Annotated in this window: 17 protein-coding genes and 1 other annotated feature; of the genes, 16 read left to right on the forward strand and 1 reads right to left on the reverse strand. The window is 45.4% G+C overall.

Going from position 1 to position 23,615, the window contains the following annotated elements; all coding sequences use genetic code 11:
• Positions 1-19 precede the first annotated feature (19 nt).
• Positions 20-367: a metal-sensing transcriptional repressor gene (locus H8Z79_RS03130; protein ID WP_015542282.1), complete on the forward strand. Its 348-nt coding sequence runs from the start codon at positions 20-22 to the stop codon at positions 365-367.
• 15 nt (positions 368-382) lie between these two features.
• Complete coding sequence (locus tag H8Z79_RS03135; protein ID WP_118039820.1) at positions 383-1,219, forward strand: Mrp/NBP35 family ATP-binding protein; 837 nt, start codon at positions 383-385, stop codon at positions 1,217-1,219.
• A 54-nt stretch (positions 1,220-1,273) separates the two neighbouring features.
• Here the strand turns inward: H8Z79_RS03135 and H8Z79_RS03140 are convergent, their stop codons facing one another.
• Positions 1,274-2,143, reverse strand: a complete 870-nt coding sequence (locus tag H8Z79_RS03140; protein ID WP_015542284.1) for a LysR family transcriptional regulator — start codon at positions 2,141-2,143, stop codon at positions 1,274-1,276.
• Positions 2,144-2,308: 165 nt separating this feature from the next.
• Here H8Z79_RS03140 and H8Z79_RS03145 point away from each other — a divergent pair, with 165 nt between their 5' ends.
• From H8Z79_RS03145 to H8Z79_RS03210, 14 genes are all read left to right on the forward strand, one after another.
• Positions 2,309-6,067, forward strand: a complete 3,759-nt coding sequence (locus H8Z79_RS03145; RefSeq protein ID WP_118039819.1) for a phosphoribosylformylglycinamidine synthase — start codon at positions 2,309-2,311, stop codon at positions 6,065-6,067.
• A gap of 414 nt (positions 6,068-6,481) precedes the next feature.
• Positions 6,482-8,443 carry a threonine--tRNA ligase gene (thrS, locus tag H8Z79_RS03150; RefSeq protein WP_118039818.1) on the forward strand — a complete coding sequence of 654 codons (1,962 nt, stop codon included), beginning with the start codon at positions 6,482-6,484 and terminating at the stop codon, positions 8,441-8,443.
• Positions 8,444-8,571: 128 nt separating this feature from the next.
• Positions 8,572-9,423 (forward strand): sigma-E processing peptidase SpoIIGA, encoded by an 852-nt coding sequence (locus H8Z79_RS03155; protein WP_118039817.1) that lies wholly within the window; start codon positions 8,572-8,574, stop codon positions 9,421-9,423.
• A gap of 33 nt (positions 9,424-9,456) precedes the next feature.
• On the forward strand, positions 9,457-10,167 hold the full coding sequence (gene sigE / locus H8Z79_RS03160) for an RNA polymerase sporulation sigma factor SigE (RefSeq protein ID WP_408609892.1): 711 nt from the start codon (positions 9,457-9,459) through the stop codon (positions 10,165-10,167).
• A 61-nt stretch (positions 10,168-10,228) separates the two neighbouring features.
• Positions 10,229-10,930, forward strand: a complete 702-nt coding sequence (locus H8Z79_RS03165; protein ID WP_118039816.1) for an N-acetylmuramoyl-L-alanine amidase — start codon at positions 10,229-10,231, stop codon at positions 10,928-10,930.
• Positions 10,931-11,062: 132 nt separating this feature from the next.
• Entirely contained in the window at positions 11,063-13,042 is a 1,980-nt protein-coding gene (locus H8Z79_RS03170) for a hypothetical protein (protein WP_225876900.1), read from the forward strand.
• Positions 13,032-15,287: a DUF2298 domain-containing protein gene (locus tag H8Z79_RS03175; RefSeq protein WP_118039814.1), complete on the forward strand. Its 2,256-nt coding sequence runs from the start codon at positions 13,032-13,034 to the stop codon at positions 15,285-15,287. Before H8Z79_RS03170 ends, H8Z79_RS03175 begins: the two co-directional genes overlap by 11 nt.
• A 67-nt stretch (positions 15,288-15,354) precedes the next feature.
• Positions 15,355-16,419, forward strand: coding sequence for an L-threonylcarbamoyladenylate synthase (locus H8Z79_RS03180; protein ID WP_118039813.1), 1,065 nt, complete (start codon positions 15,355-15,357; stop codon positions 16,417-16,419).
• On the forward strand, positions 16,416-16,877 hold the full coding sequence (rpiB, locus tag H8Z79_RS03185) for a ribose 5-phosphate isomerase B (protein WP_015542293.1): 462 nt from the start codon (positions 16,416-16,418) through the stop codon (positions 16,875-16,877). Before H8Z79_RS03180 ends, rpiB begins: the two co-directional genes overlap by 4 nt.
• Before the next feature lie 73 nt (positions 16,878-16,950).
• Positions 16,951-17,445, forward strand: a complete 495-nt coding sequence (locus H8Z79_RS03190; RefSeq protein ID WP_015542294.1) for a deoxycytidylate deaminase — start codon at positions 16,951-16,953, stop codon at positions 17,443-17,445.
• A 117-nt stretch (positions 17,446-17,562) separates the two neighbouring features.
• Positions 17,563-17,772 (forward strand) — a binding site (T-box leader).
• Positions 17,773-17,842: 70 nt separating this feature from the next.
• Positions 17,843-19,276: a proline--tRNA ligase gene (proS, locus tag H8Z79_RS03195; protein WP_015542295.1), complete on the forward strand. Its 1,434-nt coding sequence runs from the start codon at positions 17,843-17,845 to the stop codon at positions 19,274-19,276.
• A gap of 1 nt (position 19,277) precedes the next feature.
• Positions 19,278-20,603, forward strand: a complete 1,326-nt coding sequence (locus tag H8Z79_RS03200) for a CCA tRNA nucleotidyltransferase (protein WP_118039812.1) — start codon at positions 19,278-19,280, stop codon at positions 20,601-20,603.
• A gap of 177 nt (positions 20,604-20,780) precedes the next feature.
• Positions 20,781-21,764: a protein kinase family protein gene (locus H8Z79_RS03205; protein WP_118039811.1), complete on the forward strand. Its 984-nt coding sequence runs from the start codon at positions 20,781-20,783 to the stop codon at positions 21,762-21,764.
• 103 nt (positions 21,765-21,867) lie between these two features.
• On the forward strand, positions 21,868-23,601 hold the full coding sequence (locus H8Z79_RS03210) for a phospho-sugar mutase (RefSeq protein WP_118039810.1): 1,734 nt from the start codon (positions 21,868-21,870) through the stop codon (positions 23,599-23,601).
• Positions 23,602-23,615: the final 14 nt, after the last annotated feature.

A 23,615-nucleotide genomic window follows, 5' to 3' on the forward strand; every position in this document is an offset into this window, starting at 1 on the left:
TCAGGCAAAAGGAGAAAACATGAGTGAGACAAAAGAAACCCATGTACATGTTCGTGAGGACGGGACAGTGATCGAGCATTCTCACGGTCCGCATGGTCATCATCACAGCCATGAACAGACAAAAGCAGTCCTGAACAGATTATCCAGAGCAATCGGACATCTGGAGTCCATCAAGCGGATGGTGGAGGACGGCAGGGATTGTTCGGAAGTGCTGATCCAGCTTTCTGCTGTAAAGTCAGCAATCAACAATACCGGCAAGATCATCCTTCAGGATCATATCGAGCATTGTATTGTGGATGCAGTGGAGCATGGTGACAGAGATGCGATCAAAGAACTGGAACGGGCAATCGACAGATTTATGAAATAAAGGAGTAACAATAAAATGGCAAAAGAATGCAGTAACAGCTCATGCAGCAAATCAAGCTGCGAAGGATGTGCAAGCAAAGGCAAGAGCGAGCCACAGAATTTTCTTGCACCGGCAAATATTTTTTCTGATATAAAACACGTGATCGGTGTTGTCAGCGGTAAGGGGGGCGTAGGTAAATCCTTCGTAACAGGTTCCCTTGCAAATGCAATGGCAGCAAAAGGTTATAAAGTAGGTATTCTGGATGCAGATATCACCGGACCGTCTATTCCAAAGATGTATGGTCTTACAGGCGCTGCACAGGCAGACGACAACGGCATCTATCCGATGGAGACAACAAACGGTATCAAGGTCATGTCCATCAACCTGCTTCTTCCTACAGAAGACACTCCGGTTATCTGGAGAGGACCGGTTCTTGCAAATATGGTCAAACAGTTCTGGACCGATGTTGTCTGGGACAAGATCGACTATCTCTTTGTAGATATGCCTCCGGGAACAGGTGATGTACCGCTTACAGTATTCCAGTCACTTCCGATCGACGGAATCGTGATCGTAAGTTCTCCGCAGGACCTTGTAAAGATGATCGTAAAGAAAGCATACAACATGGCTGAAATGATGAAGATCCCGGTTCTCGGAATCGTTGAGAACTACAGCTATGTAAAATGTCCGGACTGCGGTAAACCGATCAAGATCTTTGGTGAAAGTCACATCGATGAGATTGCGGCTGAGCTGAATGTACCGGTCGTAGGCAAGATGCCGATCGATATGGATTATGCTTCCAAGTCTGACAGCGGAGTATTTGACCAGATCAACAACGAATATATTGTGAAGGCAGTTGAAGTAATGCCGGAATAAATAAAAGCCCGACAGAGATGGATTTGTTCCGTTATCTGTCGGGCTTTTTGCTGCTTACAATATTTCAAGAAATCTTTCGGCTGCCTGTGAAAGCGGCTGCCCGTCATGGTGGACAAGTACAAGCTGTCTGGGGGAGAGCCCGCTGGCAAGCGGAATCGGTTTCAGGGAATCACCGGGAGAGAGCATATAATCCGGAATGCAGGCAATACCGAGACCAATGCGGGCAAGATCCATCAGAAGATCGTTGCTGTTAAGCTCAACCTCAGGCAGCAGGTTCAGTCCCTGAGAGGCAAATGCCTGATGAAGGTATTCGCTGGTCGTACTTTTGCCGGACAGCATCAGAATCGGGTATTCAAGCAGGACATCCGGCTCGAGGGGAGCATCACTTAAAGGAAAATACTCCGGATTTCCTACAAAAATATCCTGAAATTCTTTTAAGACACGGATCTGCATATGATTGCCGAGACGTGAATTCGGAAAATTGCAGACGATCAGATCGACCTGGCCTTTTTCCAGAAGCTCCACACAGCCGATCGAAGTGCTGTTGGTGACTTTTATGCGGACATCCGGGAAGGCCTGATGGAACTGCTGCAGGTAGCTGATCAGATAATAACGGCAGATTGTGTCGCTTGCACCGATACGAAGCTGTCCTTTTAACATATTGTCACCGGAAAGCAGGGATTCTCCTTCGACGAGCATCTTAAGGGCAGGGCTGACATGCTGCAGAAGAAGTTCTCCTTCCGGCGTGAGGAGGACTTTTTTTGTGCTTCGGATAAAAAGTGTGTGATTCAACTTTTTTTCCAGCGTTTTGATCGACTGGCTTACGGCTGACTGAGAAATAAAAAGCTGACGGGATGCCTCCGAAAAACTTAAAGAAGTGGCAACATAGTAAAAAACTTTGTAAAGTTCAAGATTGATATCCATAGGAACCTCCTGACTAATAAGGTTAAATAATAAAAGATATAAGATATATTAATTTTACTAATGATATTTGTTATGATACTATATATTCTGAAGCAGCGCAAGTATGTCTGCATCACTAATATACAACTATAAGACAAACACATATCTGAAAGGAGTTTCTTACTTATGAGTAACGTAAGACGCGTTTATGTAGAAAAGAAACCAGCCTATGCAGTACAGGCAAAAGAATTAAAGCACGAGATCAGCAGCTATCTCGGAATCAAATCCGCATCAAAAGTCAGAGTGCTGATCCGCTATGACGTAGAAAATATTTCAGATGAAGTTTTTGAAAAAGCATGCAGAACCGTATTCGCAGAACCGCCGGTAGATGATCTGTATCTTGAAAAATTCGAAGCAGCAGAAGATGCGAAGATTTTTTCTGTAGAATATCTTCCGGGTCAGTTTGATCAGAGAGCTGATTCTGCAGTTCAGTGTGTGCAGTTTCTGGATGGAGATTCACAGCCGATCATCCGCTCTGCAACAACTTATGTAATAGAAGGGAATGTAACAGCCGAAGAATTTGAAGCAATCAAACATCACTGCATCAACCCGGTAGATTCCCGTGAAACAGGTCTCGAGAAACCGGAGACACTGGTTACTGTATTCCCGGAGCCGGAAGATGTAAAGATTTTTGACGGATTCAAAGATATGCCGGAAGCAGATCTTAAAGCACTGTATGATTCTCTGAATCTTGCAATGACCTTCAAGGATTTCCAGCACATCCAGAATTATTTCCGGGACGAGGAAAAACGCGATCCGTCCATGACAGAGATCCGTGTACTTGATACATACTGGTCCGATCACTGCCGTCATACCACATTCTCCACAGAGCTTACCGATGTGAAGTTTGATGAAGGCGATTACAAAGAACCAATCGTTAAGACTTACGAAAAATATCTTGCAGACAGAGAAGTACTTTACAAAGATCGTGATGACAAATTTGTCTGCCTGATGGATCTTGCCCTGATGGCAATGAAGAAACTGAAATCCGAAGGCAAACTTGCAGATCAGGAAGAGTCCGATGAGATCAATGCCTGCAGTATCGTTGTTCCGGTTGATGTAGACGGCAAAGAAGAAGAGTGGCTGATCAACTTCAAGAATGAGACACACAATCATCCGACCGAGATTGAACCATTTGGTGGTGCGGCAACCTGCCTTGGCGGTGCAATCCGTGACCCGCTTTCCGGACGTACTTATGTATATCAGGCAATGCGTGTGACCGGTGCAGCAGACCCGACTGTATCCGTAAAAGAAACTCTTAAAGGAAAACTTCCGCAGAAAAAACTGGTCAGAGGTGCGGCTCATGGCTACAGTTCTTATGGTAACCAGATCGGTCTTGCTACCGGTTATGTGAAAGAAGTCTATCATCCGGATTATGTTGCAAAACGTATGGAGATCGGTGCCGTTATGGGCGCAGCTCCGAGACGTGCCGTTATCCGTGAAAATTCCGATCCGGGAGATATCATTATCCTGCTCGGTGGACGTACAGGCCGTGATGGTATCGGTGGTGCGACCGGTTCCTCCAAAGTACATACAGAGGCATCTATCGAAGTCTGCGGTGCAGAAGTACAGAAAGGTAATGCACCGACAGAACGTAAGATCCAGCGTATGTTCAGACGTGAAGAAGTCAGTCATATCATTAAGAAATGTAACGACTTTGGTGCCGGCGGTGTATCCGTTGCCATCGGAGAACTGGCAGCAGGCCTTCGTGTAGATCTTGATAAAGTTCCGAAAAAATATGCCGGTCTTGATGGTACAGAGATTGCAATCTCTGAATCTCAGGAACGTATGGCAGTTGTCGTAGATCCGAAAGATGTTGATACATTCCTCAGTTATGCAAACGAAGAAAATCTGGAAGCAATTCCGGTTGCAGTTGTTACCGAAGACCCACGCCTTGTTCTTACATGGAGAGGCAAAGAAATCGTCAATATTTCCCGTGCCTTCCTTGATACCAACGGTGCGCATCAGGAAACAACTGTAGAAGTAGAGATTCCGAACAAAGAGGGCAATCTGTTTGAAGAGCGCCCGGATGTAGCTGATGTAAAGGCAAAATGGCTGGAGACACTTGCTGATCTCAATGTATGCTCACAGAAGGGTCTCGTTGAAATGTTTGACGGTTCTATCGGAGCAGGCAGTGTATTTATGCCATATGGTGGTCAGTATCAGCTTACCGAGACACAGAGCATGGTAGCAAAAGTTCCGGTACAGAACGGAAAGACAGACACTGTTACCATGATGAGCTATGGATTTGACCCGTATCTGTCCTCATGGAGTCCGTATCACGGAGCTGCTTATGCAGTGACAGAATCTGTTGCAAGAATCGTTGCAACAGGTGGTGATTACAAGAAAATCCGTTTCACATTCCAGGAATACTTCCGTCGTATGACAGAAGATCCGAAGAGATGGAGTCAGCCATTCTCCGCACTGCTTGGTGCATATGCGGCACAGATGGGATTCGGTCTTCCGTCCATCGGTGGTAAAGACAGTATGTCCGGTACTTTCAATGAAATCGACGTACCTCCGACACTGGTATCCTTTGCCGTAGATGTGGCGAAGATCCAGGATGTGATTACTCCGGAACTCAAAAAAGCCGGAAACAAACTGGTATGGCTGCGTGCACCACATGATCAGTATGATCTGCCGGATTATGCAGGAATCATGGATCAGTACGAAAAACTCCATAACGATATCCGGAACGGCAAAGTTGTTTCTGCCTATGCACTGGATCGCCACGGTATTGCAGCAGCTGTTTCCAAGATGGCATTTGGTAATGCATTTGGTGTAAAGATCGAGCATAATCTGGATCCGAGAGATTTCTTTGCTCCGGGATTTGGTGACATCATCATGGAAGTTCCGGCAGAAAAAGTCGGCGAGCTTTCCATCACTTATACACTGATCGGTGAAGTTACCGAGGATGGCAAATTCTCCTACGGAGATACTATGATCACTGAGGCAGAAGCAGTAGAAGCATGGAAGGGAACTCTGGAAAGAGTCTTCAAGACAGTTTCCGGTGAAGAAAATGAAAAACCGGCAAAAGATGAGCTATACCATGCAGAAAACATTTATGTATGCAAACACAAAGTGGCAAAACCGCGTGTATTTATTCCGGTATTCCCGGGAACTAACTGCGAATACGACAGCACCCGTGCATTTGAGAGAGCCGGCGCAGAAGTGGATGTCAAAGTCTTCAAGAACCTGACAGCAGAGGATATCCATGATTCTGTAGAACTCTTTGAGAAAGCAATTGATCAGGCACAGATCATCATGTTCCCGGGAGGATTCTCCGCAGGTGATGAACCGGATGGTTCTGCAAAATTCTTTGCAACTGCATTCCAGAATGCAAAGATCAAAGAAGCTGTTATGAAACTGATTAATGAGAGAGACGGCCTTGCCCTTGGTATCTGCAATGGTTTCCAGGCACTCATCAAACTTGGCCTTGTACCATATGGTGAGATCTGCGGACAGAAAGAGGATTCTCCGACACTGACCTTCAACACCATCGGACGCCATATCTCCAAGATGGTTTACACCAAGGTTGTAAGCAACAAGTCTCCATGGCTTCAGAAAGCACAGCTCGGCGGTGTATACTGTAACCCGGCATCCCACGGAGAGGGACGTTTTGTTGCCAACGATGAATGGCTTGCAAAACTCTTTGCAAACGGACAGGTTGCAACTCAGTATGTAACTCCGAACGGAAACTTAAGCGCAGACGAAGAATGGAATGTCAATGGTTCCTACATGAACATCGAAGGTATCACAAGTCCTGACGGACGTATCCTCGGTAAGATGGCACACAGTGAGCGTCGTGGCGATGGAGTGGCTGTCAACATTTACGGAGAGCAGGATATTAAGATTTTTGAGTCCGGCGTAGAGTATTTCAAATAATCGCAGGTGAGCTATAGTCAGGTTATGTAATATTGGTCTGACCAAAAAGTGGAATCACCCATTGACAAATGGAAAGTATGTGGATATAATGGGTAACAGAATAAAGAAACACGTTGAAGAGAAGAGTAAACTGTGGAATGTTCCAGAGAGAGATACGCATGCTGAGAGTATTTTAGCAGGAAGCAGTCGAAGACCATCTCCGAGTGGCCCTAATACGGTCCGGTGATTCCGTTATCATCTTATAAGAGTGGCTGAATCTGCCTTATGACAGACGCAGCAAGCAGGGTGGAACCGCGAGTAGATTATTCGTCCCTTACAGTGCAGAGGTGCATTGTAAGGGACTTTTTGTTTATAAAAACTCGTCCCTGTGGAAAAACTTACAAATTTATTCAAACACAAAAGGAGTTCAAAACTATGATCATCACATTAAAAGACGGATCCAAAAAAGAGTATTCCGAAGCAAAATCCGTAATCGACATTGCTTATGACATCAGCGAAGGTCTTGCACGTGCTGCATGTGCCGGAGAAGTGAACGGAGAAGTTGTAGATCTCCGTACTGTACTTGACAGTGACTGCGAACTGAATATTCTGACTGCAAAAGACGAAAAAGGACTTGCTGTTCTTCGTCATACAGCATCTCATGTTCTTGCTCAGGCAGTACAGAATTTATATCCGGAAGCAAAGGTTGCAATCGGACCTTCTATTGATACAGGATTTTACTATGACTTTGCACACGAACCATTCTCACGTGAGGATCTTGATGCAATCGAAAAAGAAATGAAAAAGATCATCAAAAAAGGTGCAAAGATCGAACGTTTCACAAAATCCAGAGAAGATGCAATTGCTTATTTCAAAGAGAAAAATGAGCCATACAAAGTAGAACTGATCGAAGATCTTCCGGAAGATGCCGAAATTTCTTTCTATTCTCAGGGAGACTGGACAGACCTCTGCGCAGGCCCGCACCTGATGAGCGTGAAAGGTGTCAAGGCATTCAAACTTCTTTCATCTTCCAGCGCTTACTGGAGAGGAAGCGAAAAGAACGCAATGCTGACACGTATCTACGGAACAGCTTATGCATCCAAAGATGAACTGAAAGAACATCTTGAGCAGATGGAAGAAGCAAAGAGACGTGACCACAACAAACTCGGCCGTGAGATGAAGATCTTCACAACTGTAGATGTAATCGGTCAGGGACTTCCGCTGATCATGCCAAACGGTGTGATCATGATGCAGGAACTGCAGAGATGGATCGAGGATGAAGAGACAAAACGTGGCTATGTAAGAACAAAGACACCGTTGATGGCCAAGAGCGATCTGTATAAGATCTCCGGACACTGGGATCATTACAAAGACGGTATGTTCGTACTTGGTGACGAGGAAAATGACAAAGAGGTATTTGCACTTCGTCCGATGACATGTCCGTTCCAGTATTATGTATACAAAGCAGAACAGCACAGTTACCGTGACCTTCCACTTCGTTATGGTGAAACATCTACACTGTTCCGTAATGAGGATTCAGGAGAGATGCATGGTCTGACACGAGTTCGTCAGTTTACAATTTCCGAAGGTCATCTGATCGTGAGACCGGATCAGATGGTTAAGGAATTTAAAGACTGTATCGCACTTGCGCAGTACTGCCTGCAGGTTCTCGGTGTAGAAGAAGATGTAACCTACCATCTGTCAAAATGGGATCCGACCAACAGAGAAAAATACATCGGCGAGCCGGAAGTATGGGAAGAGACAGAAGGACATATCCGTCAGATGCTCCAAGAACTGAATATTCCATTCACAGAGGATGTCGGAGAAGCTGCATTCTACGGACCAAAAGTTGATATCAACGCAAAGAATGTATACGGAAAAGAAGATACTATGATCACAATTCAGTGGGATGCCCTTCTTGCTGAACAGTTTGATATGTACTATATTGATGAAAACGGAGATAAGAAACGTCCGTACATCATCCACCGTACCTCTATGGGATGCTATGAGAGAACACTGGCATGGCTGATCGAAAAATATGCAGGTATGTTCCCGACATGGCTCTGCCCGGAACAGGTACGTGTGATCCCAATTTCCGAAAAATTCAATGCTTATGCTGACAAGGTAGAAGCACAGATGAAAGAAGAAGGAATCCGCTGCTCTGTTGACAGACGTTCCGAAAAGATGGGTTACAAGATCCGTGAAGCACGTCTTGAGAGAGTACCGTACATGCTGGTTGTCGGTGCAAAAGAAGAGGAAGAGGGTAAAGTTTCTGTAAGAAGCCGTTACCTTGGTGATGAAGGAATGAAAGACCTTGGAGATTTCATGAGCGCGATCAAAGAAGAAATCAAAAACAAAACGATCCGTAAGATCGAGGTACAGGAAGAGAATAAATAATCTGTCGAACGGACACGAGAAATTCTTGCCATACGACACGCGGTTTTGACAAAATCCGCACCCCCTGTCACCTATAATGAGTTCACTTACCAAAGTGAAGGATTTATAGGCTGCAGGGGGCTTTTTTTATGTATCAGGATGTATACATAGATGCTGTATTTGCAGCAAACTTTCTGATGGATTATATTCTTCTGCGACTGACCGGATTTTTTATAAGAGAAGGCAGGAACCGCCGGAGATGCCTTATGGCAGCGGCAGGCGGTGCACTTTTTTCAAGTATCAGTGTCTGTATACCGGCAGATCAGATTCCACGACTGTGGAGCATTGTACAGATTTTCTGTGCAGCTGGAATAATCCGGCTTGCTTATCCGATCCGGTCATGGAAAAGACTTGCAATGGCGGTTCTGATATTTTATGTGCTTGCATTCCTAAGCGGTGGGATCTGGACGGAAGTGATGGGAAATACCCGAACGACCGGAGTGATTTTTGTACTGTGTGCGTTTGGAACCTATCTGGGAATCAGCATTGTGATCCACCTTCTGGATGTTACGGAACATGTGAGAAGCGGATCCTATCCGGTAGTTTTGAAATACTGCGGACGGAAACAGCAGACACAGGGATTCGTAGACACAGGAAATCTGCTTGCTGATCCGGTGAGCGGTACTCCGGTTTCTATTGTGTCATGGGAACTTATGGAAATGCTCTTGCCGGAAAATCTGACAGAAAGACTTGCATGCCTGCAGGAAAAGCCTGAGGAAATAAAAAGTACAGAGATAGCCGGGCTTAAGCCGCACTATCTGTTCTGCCGGACTGTGGGACGGGGAGAGCGGCTGCTTCTGGCTGTGACACTGGAGGAACTTTGTATTCAGATCCAAGGGAATACGGTTCATATAAAAGAGCCGGTTGTCGCACTATCACCGGAACCTTTTGCTTTGGGAAAAGAATACAAAGTATTACTGAATTCCAGATTATTGCATTAGGAGGGGCAGGATATGAGCAGATCGGCAGCAGGGATGGATTATAGTCCGTTTCAGGTTTTTCAGAAACTGGTTCTTTCAAGATCGAGAGGACTGTATTATATCGGAGGAAGTGATGTCTTACCGGCACCACTGGAACCCAAAAGGGAAGCTTACGTGATCAGTAAGCTTAAGACAGAACAGGAACAGGAGGCAAGATCTCTGCTGATCGAGCATAATTTAAGGCTTGTGGTGTACATTGCAAAGAAATTTGACAATACAGGAGTCGGAGTGGAAGATCTGATCTCAATCGGTACGATCGGTCTTATAAAGGCAATCAATACATTTAATCCGGTCAAAAATATTAAACTTGCAACGTATGCTTCCAGATGCATTGAAAATGAGATCCTTATGTATCTGCGTCGCAACAGCAAGACCAAAATGGAGGTTTCGATTGATGAACCGCTGAATGTAGACTGGGATGGCAATGAACTTCTTTTGTCAGATATCCTCGGAACAGATGAAGATGTGATCTCGAGACGGATGGAAGACGAAGTAGAGATCACTCTGCTCGCAAAAGCAATCAACAAATTAAGTCCGAGAGAACAGACGATCATCCGTCTGCGGTTCGGACTGAATAATGCAGAGGGAAAGGAAAAAACGCAGAAAGAAGTCGCAGATCTTCTTGGGATTTCACAGTCGTATATATCCAGACTGGAAAAACGGATCATGAAGCGACTGAAAAAAGAAATCGTAAAATACGAGTAAGGTGTTAGGCGAAAAACTCTGTGCATATACATAAAAAGAAAATGTGCAGAGGTGTAACTGCATGAAAAAATACAGAATCGAACTGACAATGGCCTGTCTGCTGCTGGTATGTTTTTACCTGTTATCCAGACAGGCCGCTGTTATTTCTGTGAATCAGACGGAACGGGGGGCACAGAAAGCTGCCGGTCCGCTGATCCTTGTTGATGCGGGACATGGCGGAAGCGATCCGGGGATGATTGGTGTGGGTGGGCTGGAAGAGAAAGGTATCAATCTTTCTATTTCGCTGCTCCTTCGGGATACACTTGAAAAATCCGGATATTCAGTTATCATGACAAGGGAAGAGGATAAAGGCCTGTATGACAGCAGCGCAGCGAACAAAAAAGCACAGGATATGCAGCGTCGGATTGCGATGATCCGGGAATATGCGCCGGTGCTTTCTGTCAGTATTCACCAGAACAGCTATCAGGATGAGGGCGTGCACGGACCGCAGGTGTTTTATTATGAAAGCTCTGTGGAAGGGAAAAAACTGGCAGAGGCAGTCCAGAGTAGTCTGAATAATCAGCTCGAGGTGGACCGGCCACGGGAGGTAAAGGGAAATACAAGCTATTATCTGCTCAAAAGAAGCAGTGGAACACTTGTGATCGTGGAATGCGGTTTTCTGACTAATCCGGAGGAGGCGCAGAAACTTCAGACAAAAGAATATCAGGAAAAAGTTGCCGCCGCCGTCAGCGAGGGAATCCGTACATATCTGAATGCGCAGTAAAGAGCAAAAAGTGTAGATATTGTGAACTTCCATGAAAATAAAAGAAGTTTGTTTGCCATAAGAAAATTCCTTTGCTATACTGTTGCTGTATAAATGGAAAGTATTTTATACAGAGATTTACAGAAGAGGTGTATGATGTTAGGTGTAATTTATCTGGTTCTGTGCATGCTTATCGGAAAAGAGCCGGCGGGGCTGCTGCTTTCAAAAAAATCCGGATATAATCAGATCTGGCTTACTCTGGCAGCTGCTTTTGGCACAGGTGTACTTATAATGGGATGGGCAACTTATATGACTGCATGGGCAGCAAGCGAGGCCGGTGCAGTCCATCCACTGATTTATGCGAATGCAGTTGTCATGCCGGTGGCGGTATTGATCGTGGTGATTCTTTACTGGAAAAGATACCATAAGGCGGGGACCTTTAAGGGGATTCTGGAAACAGGGTTGATTACGGACCGCAGGCTGTTTCGAAAAGAAGCAGTGTTTTTCGGTGCTTTACTGGTCTTTCTGATCTGGATCATGTTTTATGTCTTTTTTATCAAAGACGGAGTGCTGTACAGCGGTTATACGGTTTACGGGGATTATGCGCCGCATACGGCGATGATGCGGTCTTTTTCTATGGGGAACAATTTCCCGACAGAGTATCCGCATTTTGGCGGTCAGGATGTAAAGTACCACTTTATGTTCCAGTTTTTTGTGGGAAATCTTGAATTTCTGGGACTGCGTCTGGATTTTGCGTACAATGTGGTAAGTGTTCTTGTGCTTCTGGGATTTCTGATCTTTCTGTATCATATGGCGAAGCGTCTTACCGGAAGCTTTGCAGCCGGAGTGCTGACAGTATTTTTCTTCTTTTTCAGAAGTTCTTTAAGTTTTTTTCGCTTTGTTATAGAACATCTGAATGCAGGCGATCTCTGGACGACACTGAGAGACAATACAACGTTTATCGGCTACACGACAAATGAAAACTGGGGACTCTGGAATTTTAATGTATATCTGAATCAGCGTCATCTGGCATTCGGCCTTCTGATCGTTGCAATCGTGCTCTGGGTATTTATGGACTGGCTCGAAGCCGGATGCAGCGCTCCGGAGAGAGGTGTACACTGGATAAAAAGACGCATTTTTACAAAGAAAGCATGGCTCTGCGTGCATTCAGAAACTGCGTTGCTTGCAGGAATGCTCCTCGGTCTTACTTCTTTCTGGAACGGGGCGGCAGTGATCGGCGGACTTCTGATCCTGATGGGATTTGCCGTGTTTTCCGATGGGAAGCTGGATTATCTGATTCTGGCGGTAACATCAGTGATTTTTTCTGTGCTTCAGACAAAGATCTTTATCTGGGGGAACGCGGTAAGTCCGTCCTTTTACTGGGGATTCCTGTCAGAAAACAAAAGTATTACAGGAGTACTCTGGTATCTGATCCAGATGAGCGGCGTCTTTTTTGTGGGAGCTGTGCTGATCGCGCTTTTTCTGAGAGAACGCAGGCAGAGGGCTGCACTGGTAAGTTTTTTCTTTCCACTGATCTTTGCATTCTGTATGTCACTGACTCCGGACATTGCAGTGAACCACAAATATATTATGATTGCGTATGCGTTTCTTGCAATTTTCTGGAGCCTTGCAGTCCTTAAATTGTTTCAGAGAAAAATCGGCGGCAAGATCGTGGCGGTGCTTCTTACAATTGCACTTAGCATTACGGGAATCTATGATTTTGTGGTTATTTTGAAAGACAATGATTCCGGCCATCGTGTGACTGTGAATATGAGAAGTGAAGTGACTGAGTGGCTCGCGGAGCATCTGGATCATAACGACCTGATCCTGACACCGGAATACAGCATCAATGAAGTGACGATGTCCGGTGTGATGATGTATATGGGATGGCCGTATTATGCGTGGTCAGCAGGATATGATACATATGACCGTGCAGCGAAAGCAAAAGAAATCTACAGCTCCACCGATGCGGAGGCAATAAAGAAGCTTGTAAAACAGGAAAAAATTACATACGTTCTTTATGAAGAAGGAATGCAATACGAGCAGGAAGCCTGCAGAGAAGATACGATTGCCAGTGCGTTTACACTGGTTTATGAATCAGAAGATGGGAGAATAAGGATTTATGAAACCTGAAACGATAACCAAACAGATTTTTAAAATAATACCGGCACTTTTGCTGGTCGCACTGTCTGCATTTCTTTTGCAGGGAGATGTGTGGACGTTCTGGACATGGTATCTGCTTGCGCTGGTAATGGGCGTGGCTGCTATGCCGCTGACCGGGCGACTGTTCCGGAGATTTCAGGACAGAGGCTGGATGTTTTCAAAAGTGACGGCGATTGCCGTAAGTGGTTTCCTTACCTGGTTTCTGGTTGCGGTAAAAATTATTAAATTTACGACAGGCACCTGTATTGTGGTGACACTGGTCTGTGCGGCAGCTTCGCTTATTTTATATTGCAGGGAACAAAAAGCCGGATTTGAATGCATTCCGTTTGTGCATCTGGATCTGGTATATGCAGAAGAACTTCTGTTTTTTGCGGCATTTCTTCTCTGGACTTATTTTGCGGGCTTCCATCCGGCGGCATATGGTACAGAAAAGTTTATGGATTATGGTTTCATGGAGGCCATGATGCGGAGCAAAACACTGCCGGCGACAGACCTCTGGTATTCACAGGGGAAAATTAATTACTATTATGGCGGACAGTATTTTGCAGTATTTCTGACGAAACTGTCCGGGGCAAAAGTAGAGCTCACTTACAATCTTATGAGGACGTTTGTGGCAGGACTTGCTTTCGCGATGCCGTTTTCGCTGGTACATCAGATGGTGACTGACCGTCTCGGAAAGACCGGAAGCAGATGGAAAAAAGCACTGCCGTCCGTGACAGGAATCCTGGCGGGAATTTCTGTTTCCATAGCTGGCAATATGCACTATGTGGTCTATGGGCAGATCATTCCGTTTATCCGGAAATTAAAAGGTGAGGAAGTCAGCAGTTACTGGTTTCCGGATGCCACGCGTTATATCGGATTCAACCCGGATGTAGAGGATAAGACGATCCATGAATTTCCATGCTATTCCTTCGTACTCGGAGACCTGCATGCACATGTGGTTGATATTATGTTTGTGCTTTTACTTCTGGGGCTTCTTTATGCATGGATGAAAAAAGTAAGAACGGCAGAGCTTTCAGGAGAAAGTATGAGCCGGAAACAATTCTGGAAAAAACAGCTTCTGATGCCGCAGCTTCTGGCCGCAGGTGCACTTCTCGGAATGTTCCACTGGACAAACTACTGGGATTTTGTAATCTATTTTGTGGTGACCTGCGGAGCGGCACTGTTTATGAATATTATCGGACAAAAAGGCCGAAGCAAATGGGTACTTGGAGTAACTGCAGCGCAGGCTGCAGAAGTCCTGATTCTGGCAACTGTGATTATTCTACCGTTTACACTGCAGTTTGATACCAGCAATATGGTACAGGGAATCGCACTTGCGAAGCATCATTCTCTGCCACATCAGCTTCTGGTGCTCTGGGGACTGCCGGGGATCCTGACGATTTTGTTTGTAGTTTCGCTGCTCGTAGAGAAACTGCGTGGGGCAGAGCAGAAATCTCTTTACCATCTGCTTGCGTCGATCAGACTGCCGGATCTTTTTGCAGTACTTCTGGGACTTTGCGCGATTGGACTCGTCCTGATTCCGGAACTTGTATATGTCCGCGATATTTATGAAAACGGAAATGCCAGAGCCAATACCATGTTCAAACTGACTTATCAGGCATATATTATGTTTGGTATGACAATGATTTATGCGATCTTCCGTCTGCTTGTCATTGGCAAAAATAAGATTTTGAAGGTGCTGGCATTCATCGGACTGTTTTTCTTTGTGTGGACTTGTGGATATTTTGGAAACAGCGTACATTCCTGGTTTGGTGAAGTCTGGAAGCCGTCACAGTATAAAGGGTTGAATGCAACGGCATTTCTGGAGACGGATTTTCCGGAAGATGTAAATGGTATCCGGTGGCTGAAAGAAAATATTTCAGATGCGCCGGTCGTTCTTGAAGCAAATGGTGACAGCTATTCCGAATATGAACGAGTATCCGCGATGACCGGCCTTCCGACGATCATGGGCTGGTATGTACATGAATGGCTGTGGAGAGGCGACCTGGCAGATCTGAATGCAAAAATAGAAGAAATAAAAGAAATCTATACTTCAACGGATGAGACAAGAGTAAAAGAGTTACTGGAAAATTACAATGTTTCTTATATTTTTGTCGGTTCGTGCGAGCGGAACAAGTACGGGGCTGACCTGAATAATGACCTTCTGAAAAGTCTGGGCGAAGTGGTATTTCAGGATTCGGAATATCCGACCTATATCGTGAAGATAAACTGACTTGTAGAATTAACGGATTTAGACTATAATGAAAAACAATACAGATAAATGAGAGGAAGCATAAGATATGAGAGCGCAGATTGTGGCAATGACCAGCGAAAATCTGGATATGGATGCCATAAAAAGAGCAGGAGACATCCTGAAAGCAGGCGGACTTGTGGCATTTCCGACGGAGACGGTTTACGGGCTCGGCGGAAACGCACTGGATCCACAGGCTTCCATGAAAATATATGCAGCGAAGGGAAGACCGTCAGATAACCCGCTGATCGTTCATATTGCAGAGGCTGATCAGCTTGCAGAGATTACGACAGAGATTCCACAAGGTGCAAAGATTCTGGCGGAAAAATACTGGCCGGGTCCGCTGACAATGATCCTTCCGAAGGCGGACATTGTACCGAAGGAGACGACCGGAGGACTGGACAGTGTGGCTGTCCGTTTCCCAAGTGACAGGATTGCACAGGAACTGATCAAAGCTGCCGGCGGTTTTGTTGCGGCACCGAGTGCCAATACATCAGGAAGGCCGAGTCCGACGATGGCAGAGCATGTAGAAGAAGACCTCGGTGATGCGATCGATATGATCATCGACGGAGGACAGGTGGGAATCGGTCTGGAGTCTACGATCGTAGATTTCACCGAGGATGTTCCGGTAGTTTTAAGGCCTGGATATATTTCACTGGAAATGCTGAAAGAAACGCTGGGGGATGTCCGTATGGACCGGGGGCTTCTGATCACGGATAACAGTGTACATCCGAAGGCACCGGGCATGAAATACCGTCATTATGCACCGAAAGCTGATCTTTCCATAGTGGAAGGGACAGAGGCGCAGGTAATAGACTGCATTAACCGACTGAGTGCAGAGGCAGAGAAAAAAGGTCTTAAAGTCGGCGTGATCGCAACTAATGAGACAAAAGACTGTTATGCACACGCTGATGTATTCAGTATCGGAAGCAGAGAAGAAGAAGAAACGATCGCACATCATCTTTATGAAGTGCTTCGAAGCTTTGATGATGACCGGGTAGATCTGATCTACTCAGAGGCATTTTATACGCCGAGGATGGGACAGGCTATTATGAACCGCCTTTTAAAGGCAGCAGGACATAAAATTATAAATGCACAGGAGGAAAAGAAATGATAGCATTAGGATGTGACCATGGTGGTTATGAACTGAAACAGGAAATTATCAAATATTTGGAGGAGAACCATATAGAATATCAGGATTTCGGATGTGACAGCACAGATGCCACAGATTATCCGATCTATGCAAAGAGAGTTGCAATTGCAATTCAGAACGGAGACTGTGAAAAGGGGATACTGGTATGCGGAACCGGTATTGGTATTTCTATCACTGCCAATAAATTCAAAGGAATCCGTGCAGCACTCTGTTCAGACTGTTTCAGTGCAGAGGCAACACGTCTTCACAACAATGCCAATATTCTTGCAATGGGCGGAAGAGTTGTAGGACCGGGGCTTGCAGTTAAGATCGTGGATACATTCTTGAACACTCCGTTCTCGGAGGACGAGCGTCATATCCGTCGCATCAGTCAGATCGAGGAAGATACAGACATTACGGATGCATATCCGGAAATTTAAATAAACATATGAATTTTAAATACCGGCCTCCTGCATTTTGTGGGAAGCCGGTATCTGTAAGGGGGATTTTGTAATGGCAGTACATATACAGAAAAGACAGGATTACATTTCCTGGGATGAATACTTTATGGGTGTGGCAATGCTTTCCGGGATGCGCTCCAAAGATCCGAATTCACAGGTAGGAGCGTGCATTGTCAGTGAGGACAATAAGATCCTTTCCATGGGGTACAACGGATTTCCGAAGGGATGTTCTGATGATGAATTCCCATGGGCGAGAGAAGGCGAGCCACTGGATACCAAATATCTGTATGTGACACACAGTGAACTCAATGCAATCCTGAATTATCGTGGGGGAAGTCTGGAAGGTGCGAAACTCTATGTTTCCCTGTTTCCATGTAACGAATGTGCAAAAGCGATCATTCAGGCAGGAATCAAGACTGTGATCTATGACTGTGACAAATATGAACATACGCCGTCTGTGATCGCATCCAAGCGGATGATGGACGCAGCAGGTGTGCGCTATTACAAATACAAAAGAAGTGGAAGAAAGATTGATATTACTGTCTGAGAACAGTAACAAATTCACATATTCCAATGGTGTTCTGTGAATCAGCCCCTTGACATCGTAGGATATTTCGCATAAAATATATATCAAATGTGCCAGAGCTTAAGGCTCCGACACACATATCCGGCGATGATGAGAATAGTACATGAGGAGCAATCTCAGAGAGGGATCTGCATGGTGGAAGGATCCTGTGCGTGAATCATGGAACCGGCCTCGGAGCTCTGTATAACTGAAGTACAGCGTAGATCCGGCGTTAAAGGATATTGAGAGAGTAATTGTTATTTTAATTGCTAATTAGGGTGGTACCGCCGAAGTCCTTCGGTCCCTTTACCGGGATCAGAAGGGCTTTTTTTGTTGCTTATCTGCCCGGTGCATAACGAAATCAGAAAAGGAGAAAATCATGGCAAAGAAATTAGTAGAAGCGATCACTTCCATGGATGAAGATTTTGCACAGTGGTATACGGATGTTGTAAAAAAAGCAGAACTGTGCGGTTACACAAGTGTAAAAGGATGCATGGCAATCAAACCGGCAGGTTATGCAATCTGGGAAAACATTCAGCATGAACTTGACAGCAGATTCAAAGAGACAGGTGTACAGAATGTATACATGCCGATGTTTATTCCGGAATCTCTTCTGCAGAAAGAAAAAGACCACGTAGAAGGTTTTGCACCGGAAGTAGCATGGGTGACGCATGGCGGACTGAATGAACTTCAGGAACGCCTCTGTGTACGTCCGACTTCTGAAACTCTGTTCTGCGATTTCTATCAGAAAGATATCCAGTCCCACAGAGATCTGCCGAAAGTATACAACCAGTGGTGTTCCGTAGTGCGCTGGGAAAAAACAACACGTCCGTTCCTTCGTTCCAGAGAGTTCCTGTGGCAGGAAGGACACACTGCTCATGCAACAGCAGAAGAAGCAGAAGAGAGAACAATCCAGATGCTGAATCTGTATGCTGATTTCTGTGAAGAAGTTCTTGCAATTCCGGTTATCAAAGGCCAGAAAACAGACAAGGAAAAATTTGCAGGTGCGGTAGCTACGTATACGATCGAATCCCTGATGCATGACGGTAAGGCGCTTCAGTCCGGTACCAGCCATAACTTCGGTGACGGATTTGCAAAAGCTTTCGGTATTCAGTACACAGATAAGGATAACACGCTGAAATATGTACACCAGACATCATGGGGAATGACCACACGTATGATCGGTGCGATCATTATGGTTCATGGTGACAACAGCGGACTTGTCCTGCCTCCGAGAATTGCTCCGACACAGGCAGTGATCATCCCGATCCAGCAGCGTAAAGAAGGAGTTCTGGAAAAAGCAGACGAACTGTTTGCAGCACTGAAAGCTGCAGGCATCCGTGTCAAAGTGGACGATACAGACAGAAGTCCGGGATTCAAATTTGCAGAGCAGGAAATGCGTGGTATTCCGGTTCGTATCGAATGTGGTCCGAAGGATATCGAGAACGGACAGGCTGTGATCTGCCGTCGTGACACAAGAGAAAAATATGTTGTTTCCTTCGATGAGCTGGCTTCCAAAGTTCAGGAAGTTCTTGATCTCATGCAGAAAGAGATGCTGGAACGCGCACGTGCACATCGTGACGCTCATACTTATGTTGCAACAAACTATGAAGAATTCAAAGACACCATCAACAACAAACCGGGATTTGTCAAAGCTATGTGGTGCGGAAACCGCGAGTGCGAAGACAAGATCAAAGAAGATGTACAGGCAACATCCAGATGTATGCCATTTGAGCAGGAACATTTAAGTGATGTCTGCGTATGCTGTGGAAAACCGGCGAAGAAGATGGTTTACTGGGGAAGAGCATACTAATATGAAATTAACGATTCCTTCCAATGCGGAAAAAATACTGCACATTTTAGAGGAAAACGGTTATGAAGCTTATGTGGTCGGCGGCTGTGTCCGGGATTCTATCCTGGGTCGCACACCGGATGACTGGGACATCACGACTTCGGCTTCGCCGGAGCAGGTGAAAGAGCTTTTTCACCGCACAGTAGATACCGGTCTGCAGCATGGCACCGTAACCGTACTGATGGACAAAGAAGGCTATGAAGTGACGACTTACCGCGTGGATGGAGACTATGAAGACGGCCGCCATCCGAAGCAGGTGATGTTTACTTCGAGCCTTGAAGAAGACCTGAAACGACGTGATTTTACGATCAATGCGATGGCATATCATCCGGTAAGAGGTCTGGTCGATCTTTTTCACGGAATGGAAGATATGCAGGTGAAAATCATCCGCTGCGTCGGGGATCCGATGGAACGCTTCCATGAAGATGCGCTTCGCATTCTCCGTGCGGTACGTTTTTCTGCACAGTTGGGATTTACGATTGAAAAAGAAACAAAGAACGGAATTCGTGCACTGGCACCAAATCTGAAGTGTGTCAGCGCAGAAAGAATTCAGACTGAACTTGTGAAACTTCTGGCTTCGCCTCATCCGGATTATCTGCGGGTGGCATATGAAACCGGAATCACGAAAGAGTTTCTGCCGGAATTTGACCGGTGTATGGAGACGGAACAGAATACACCACATCATTGTTATACGGTGGGCGAGCATATCCTGCACAGTATGATGCTGATCCGTCCTGATAAGGTCCTTCGCCTGACGATGCTGCTTCATGATATTGCAAAACCGGTCATGCGAAAGACGGATGAAAGCGGACGTGATCATTTCAAGATGCACGCAACGGAAGGTGAAAAGATGGCCAAAACCATCCTGCGCCGCCTGAAATTTGACAATGATACGATCAGTAAAGTAACCAGACTGATCAGGTATCATGATGATCGTCCGATGCCGGAAATGCGTTCAGTAAGGCATGCGGTCAACCGGATCGGGGAGGAACTATTTCCACTGTATCTTGAGGTGCAAAAGGCGGATATGCTTGCGCAGAGTGAGTATCGTCGTGAAGAAAAAGCGGCCCGTCTGCAAGGTGTGACAGAATGTTATCACAGGGTTCTGGAGCAGAAGCAGTGTGTTTCTCTGAAAACACTGGCAGTGACCGGACGTGATCTGATAAGTGCCGGTTATAAGCCGGGCCCGGAACTGGGTGAGATCCTGAAAGAAATGCTGGATCACGTTCTGGAATATCCACAGGACAATGACAGAGAAAAACTTCTGGCACTTCTGAAAGAACGATAATTTTATAGAAACAATAGCGAAGGGATTTCCGAGAGGCTTTTTGCCTCGGGAAATTCCTTTTTGCATTTCTTCTCTGATCGGGACATAAGATAGAAAAAATGTAACTATTCAGTAGGTAGTATTCCGCGAGGGTACTGAACAGTTACGAAGGTATCAAATCAGGAGGGGGATTTTTATTTGTATGATTATGGACTGAGTATACTGGAGCAGTACGGACTGAATGCAGAGTCTTCCGCGCGTACGAGAGGAGCGCTTCTTTGCAGGACGGAAAAGGGTCTGGTCATCATAAGGGAATTTGGCGGGACAGAGAAAAAACTTCAGAAGCAGCAGGAACTTCTTGAAAAACTGTCGGAACAGGGGTGCCTGGTAGACTGTTATATCCCGAACCAGGAAGGTGCGCTTGTTACGAGAGATCGTGACGGGATTCCGTATACCATTCAGCAGTGGTATGAGGGACGGGAGTGCGATACACGTTCCAGAGAAGATATTTTCCGCAGTATCCGTATGCTTGCACAGATTCATGCGAAGATGCAGATGCCCGTGGTGGAATTTTATGTAGAACCTTCCCTTGAGGATGAATATCAGAGACATAACCAGGAATTAAAAAAGATACGCAGTTTTATCCGCAAAAAAGGAGCGGTATGTTCTTTTGAAAAACTGTATCTGGCTACAGTGGAAAGCTTTCTGACAGCAGGAGAGAGGACACTTATGGAATTGAGAGAATCGGATTATGCCGGCCTTCGAAAAGAAGCAATTGAACAGGGAAAAGTCTGTCATGGGGAATACAACCAGCATAATGTCCTGATGCTGAAACCGGGGACTGCCGTTACAAACTTTGAACATTGGGGATTTGATGTGCAGATTTCGGATCTGTATCGTTTTATGAGAAAAATTCTCGAAAAATACAGCTGGGATGTGCGCATCGGAATGGATATGCTGCGTGCCTATCATCAGAAGAAGCCGGTCACAATATCTGAATGGGAAAATCTGCGCATTCGTTTCAGCTATCCGGAGAAATACTGGAAGCTTGCGAACTATTATTATGTACACAAAAAAACACTGGTTTCCAGAAAAAATACAGAGAAATTGCAGAATCTTGTCAGACAGAAAGAAAACTGGGAATATTTTATCAGGAAATGCTTTGAAAGCTATCCGTTTTAAGTGAAATATACTTCCTTTTTTAGGGGAACAGGTGTATAATGGGAAATCATAAATAACGGTCAGAGATGATCGGAAATATAATGTACAGGGAGGTATTTTCCGTATGGATTACAGAGAAATTTATGAACAGTGGCTTGCAAACCCATACTTCGATGAAGCAACAAAAGAGGAATTAAAAGGTATTTCAGAAGATGAAAATGAAATAAAAGAACGTTTTTATATGGATCTGGAATTTGGTACCGCAGGTCTGCGTGGAATTATCGGTGCAGGAACCAACCGCATGAACATTTATGTAGTCAGAAGAGCTACACAGGGACTTGCAAACTACATCGCAAAGGTAGACAAGAAAGCACAGGGAGTTGCAATCGCATACGATTCCCGCCATATGTCTCCGGAATTTGCCGAGGAAGCAGCACTTTGTCTGGCAGCAAACGGAATCAAAGCTTATATCTTTGAATCTTTAAGACCGACACCGGAACTTTCCTTTGCAGTACGTCATCTGGGCTGCGTGGCAGGTATCAACGTAACTGCCAGCCACAACCCGCCGGAATACAACGGATACAAAGTATACTGGGAAGACGGTGCACAGATCACACCGCCGCATGACAGCGGTATCATGGGAGAGGTTAAGTCCATCTCCGACTGGAATACAGTTAAGACCATGGACAAGGCAGAAGCAGAAAAAGCTGATCTGTTCCAGGTAATCGGCAAAGAAGTAGACGATGCTTATATGGCAGAACTTAAGAAACAGGTCATCCATATGGATGCAATCGAGAAAGAGGGCAAGAACCTCAAAATCGTTTATACACCTCTCCACGGAACAGGAAACATCCCGGCAAGAAGAATCCTTAAGGAGCTCGGATTCGAGAATGTATATGTGGTTAAAGAGCAGGAACTTCCGGACGGAGATTTCCCGACAGTCAGCTATCCGAACCCGGAAGCAGCAGAAGCTTTTGAACTTGGACTGAAACTTGCAAAAGAAGTAGATGCAGATCTCGTTCTTGCAACAGACCCGGATGCAGACCGTCTTGGTGTACGTGTCAAAGACAAAAACGGTGAATATCATGATCTGACAGGTAACATGTCAGGATGCCTTCTTGCAAACTATGAACTCAGCCAGCGCAAGGCAGTAAACGGAAGTCTTCCGGAAGACGGTGCACTGATCAAGACAATCGTAACCACAAACCTTGCTGATGCAATCGCAAAAGGCTACGGTGTAAACCTGATCGAAGTACTGACCGGATTCAAATTTATCGGACAGCAGATCCTCGGTTTTGAAAACAGTGGAAAAGGTTCCTATCTCTTTGGTTTTGAAGAAAGTTATGGCTGCCTCATCGGTACATATGCAAGAGACAAGGATGCAATCGTTGCGACTATGGCGCTTTGTGAGGCAGCAGCATACTACAAAACACAGGGTAAGACTCTGTGGGATGCAATGATCGAGATGTATGAGCAGTTCGGCTATTATAAAGATGCAATTCAGTCTGTAACAATGAAGGGAATCGAAGGACTTCAGAAGATTCAGGAGATCATGAATTCTCTGCGTCAGAATCCGCCGGCAGAATTTGCAGGACACAAAGTGACGGCAGTAAGAGATTACAAGGCAGATACGATTACAGATGTGACAACAGGAGCAGTAAAACCGACCGGTCTTCCGAATTCCAACGTTCTGTACTATGAACTGACTGATGATGCATGGGTATGTGTTCGTCCGTCCGGAACAGAACCGAAGGTGAAATTCTACTATGGTGTTAAGGGAACTTCTCTTGCAGATGCAGATGAAAAATCCGATATCATGGGCAAGGCAGTTCTTGACATGGTTGATTCCATGAAATAATCAGGGCGCAGGTA

Origin of the sequence: Blautia intestinalis (assembly GCF_014297355.1) — a bacterium.
In the GTDB taxonomy this organism is placed as follows: Bacteria; Bacillota; Clostridia; order Lachnospirales; family Lachnospiraceae; genus Blautia_A; species Blautia_A intestinalis.

Coding starts and splice junctions, on each gene's coding strand:
- H8Z79_RS03130 (WP_015542282.1), top strand. CDS start 20: ATGAGTGAGACAAAAGAAACCCATGTACATGTTCGTGAGGACGGGACA.
- H8Z79_RS03135 (WP_118039820.1), top strand. CDS start 383: ATGGCAAAAGAATGCAGTAACAGCTCATGCAGCAAATCAAGCTGCGAA.
- H8Z79_RS03140 (WP_015542284.1), bottom strand. CDS start 2,143: ATGGATATCAATCTTGAACTTTACAAAGTTTTTTACTATGTTGCCACT.
- H8Z79_RS03145 (WP_118039819.1), top strand. CDS start 2,309: ATGAGTAACGTAAGACGCGTTTATGTAGAAAAGAAACCAGCCTATGCA.
- thrS (WP_118039818.1), top strand. CDS start 6,482: ATGATCATCACATTAAAAGACGGATCCAAAAAAGAGTATTCCGAAGCA.
- H8Z79_RS03155 (WP_118039817.1), top strand. CDS start 8,572: ATGTATCAGGATGTATACATAGATGCTGTATTTGCAGCAAACTTTCTG.
- sigE (WP_408609892.1), top strand. CDS start 9,457: ATGGATTATAGTCCGTTTCAGGTTTTTCAGAAACTGGTTCTTTCAAGA.
- H8Z79_RS03165 (WP_118039816.1), top strand. CDS start 10,229: ATGAAAAAATACAGAATCGAACTGACAATGGCCTGTCTGCTGCTGGTA.
- H8Z79_RS03170 (WP_225876900.1), top strand. CDS start 11,063: ATGATGTTAGGTGTAATTTATCTGGTTCTGTGCATGCTTATCGGAAAA.
- H8Z79_RS03175 (WP_118039814.1), top strand. CDS start 13,032: ATGAAACCTGAAACGATAACCAAACAGATTTTTAAAATAATACCGGCA.
- H8Z79_RS03180 (WP_118039813.1), top strand. CDS start 15,355: ATGAGAGCGCAGATTGTGGCAATGACCAGCGAAAATCTGGATATGGAT.
- rpiB (WP_015542293.1), top strand. CDS start 16,416: ATGATAGCATTAGGATGTGACCATGGTGGTTATGAACTGAAACAGGAA.
- H8Z79_RS03190 (WP_015542294.1), top strand. CDS start 16,951: ATGGCAGTACATATACAGAAAAGACAGGATTACATTTCCTGGGATGAA.
- proS (WP_015542295.1), top strand. CDS start 17,843: ATGGCAAAGAAATTAGTAGAAGCGATCACTTCCATGGATGAAGATTTT.
- H8Z79_RS03200 (WP_118039812.1), top strand. CDS start 19,278: ATGAAATTAACGATTCCTTCCAATGCGGAAAAAATACTGCACATTTTA.
- H8Z79_RS03210 (WP_118039810.1), top strand. CDS start 21,868: ATGGATTACAGAGAAATTTATGAACAGTGGCTTGCAAACCCATACTTC.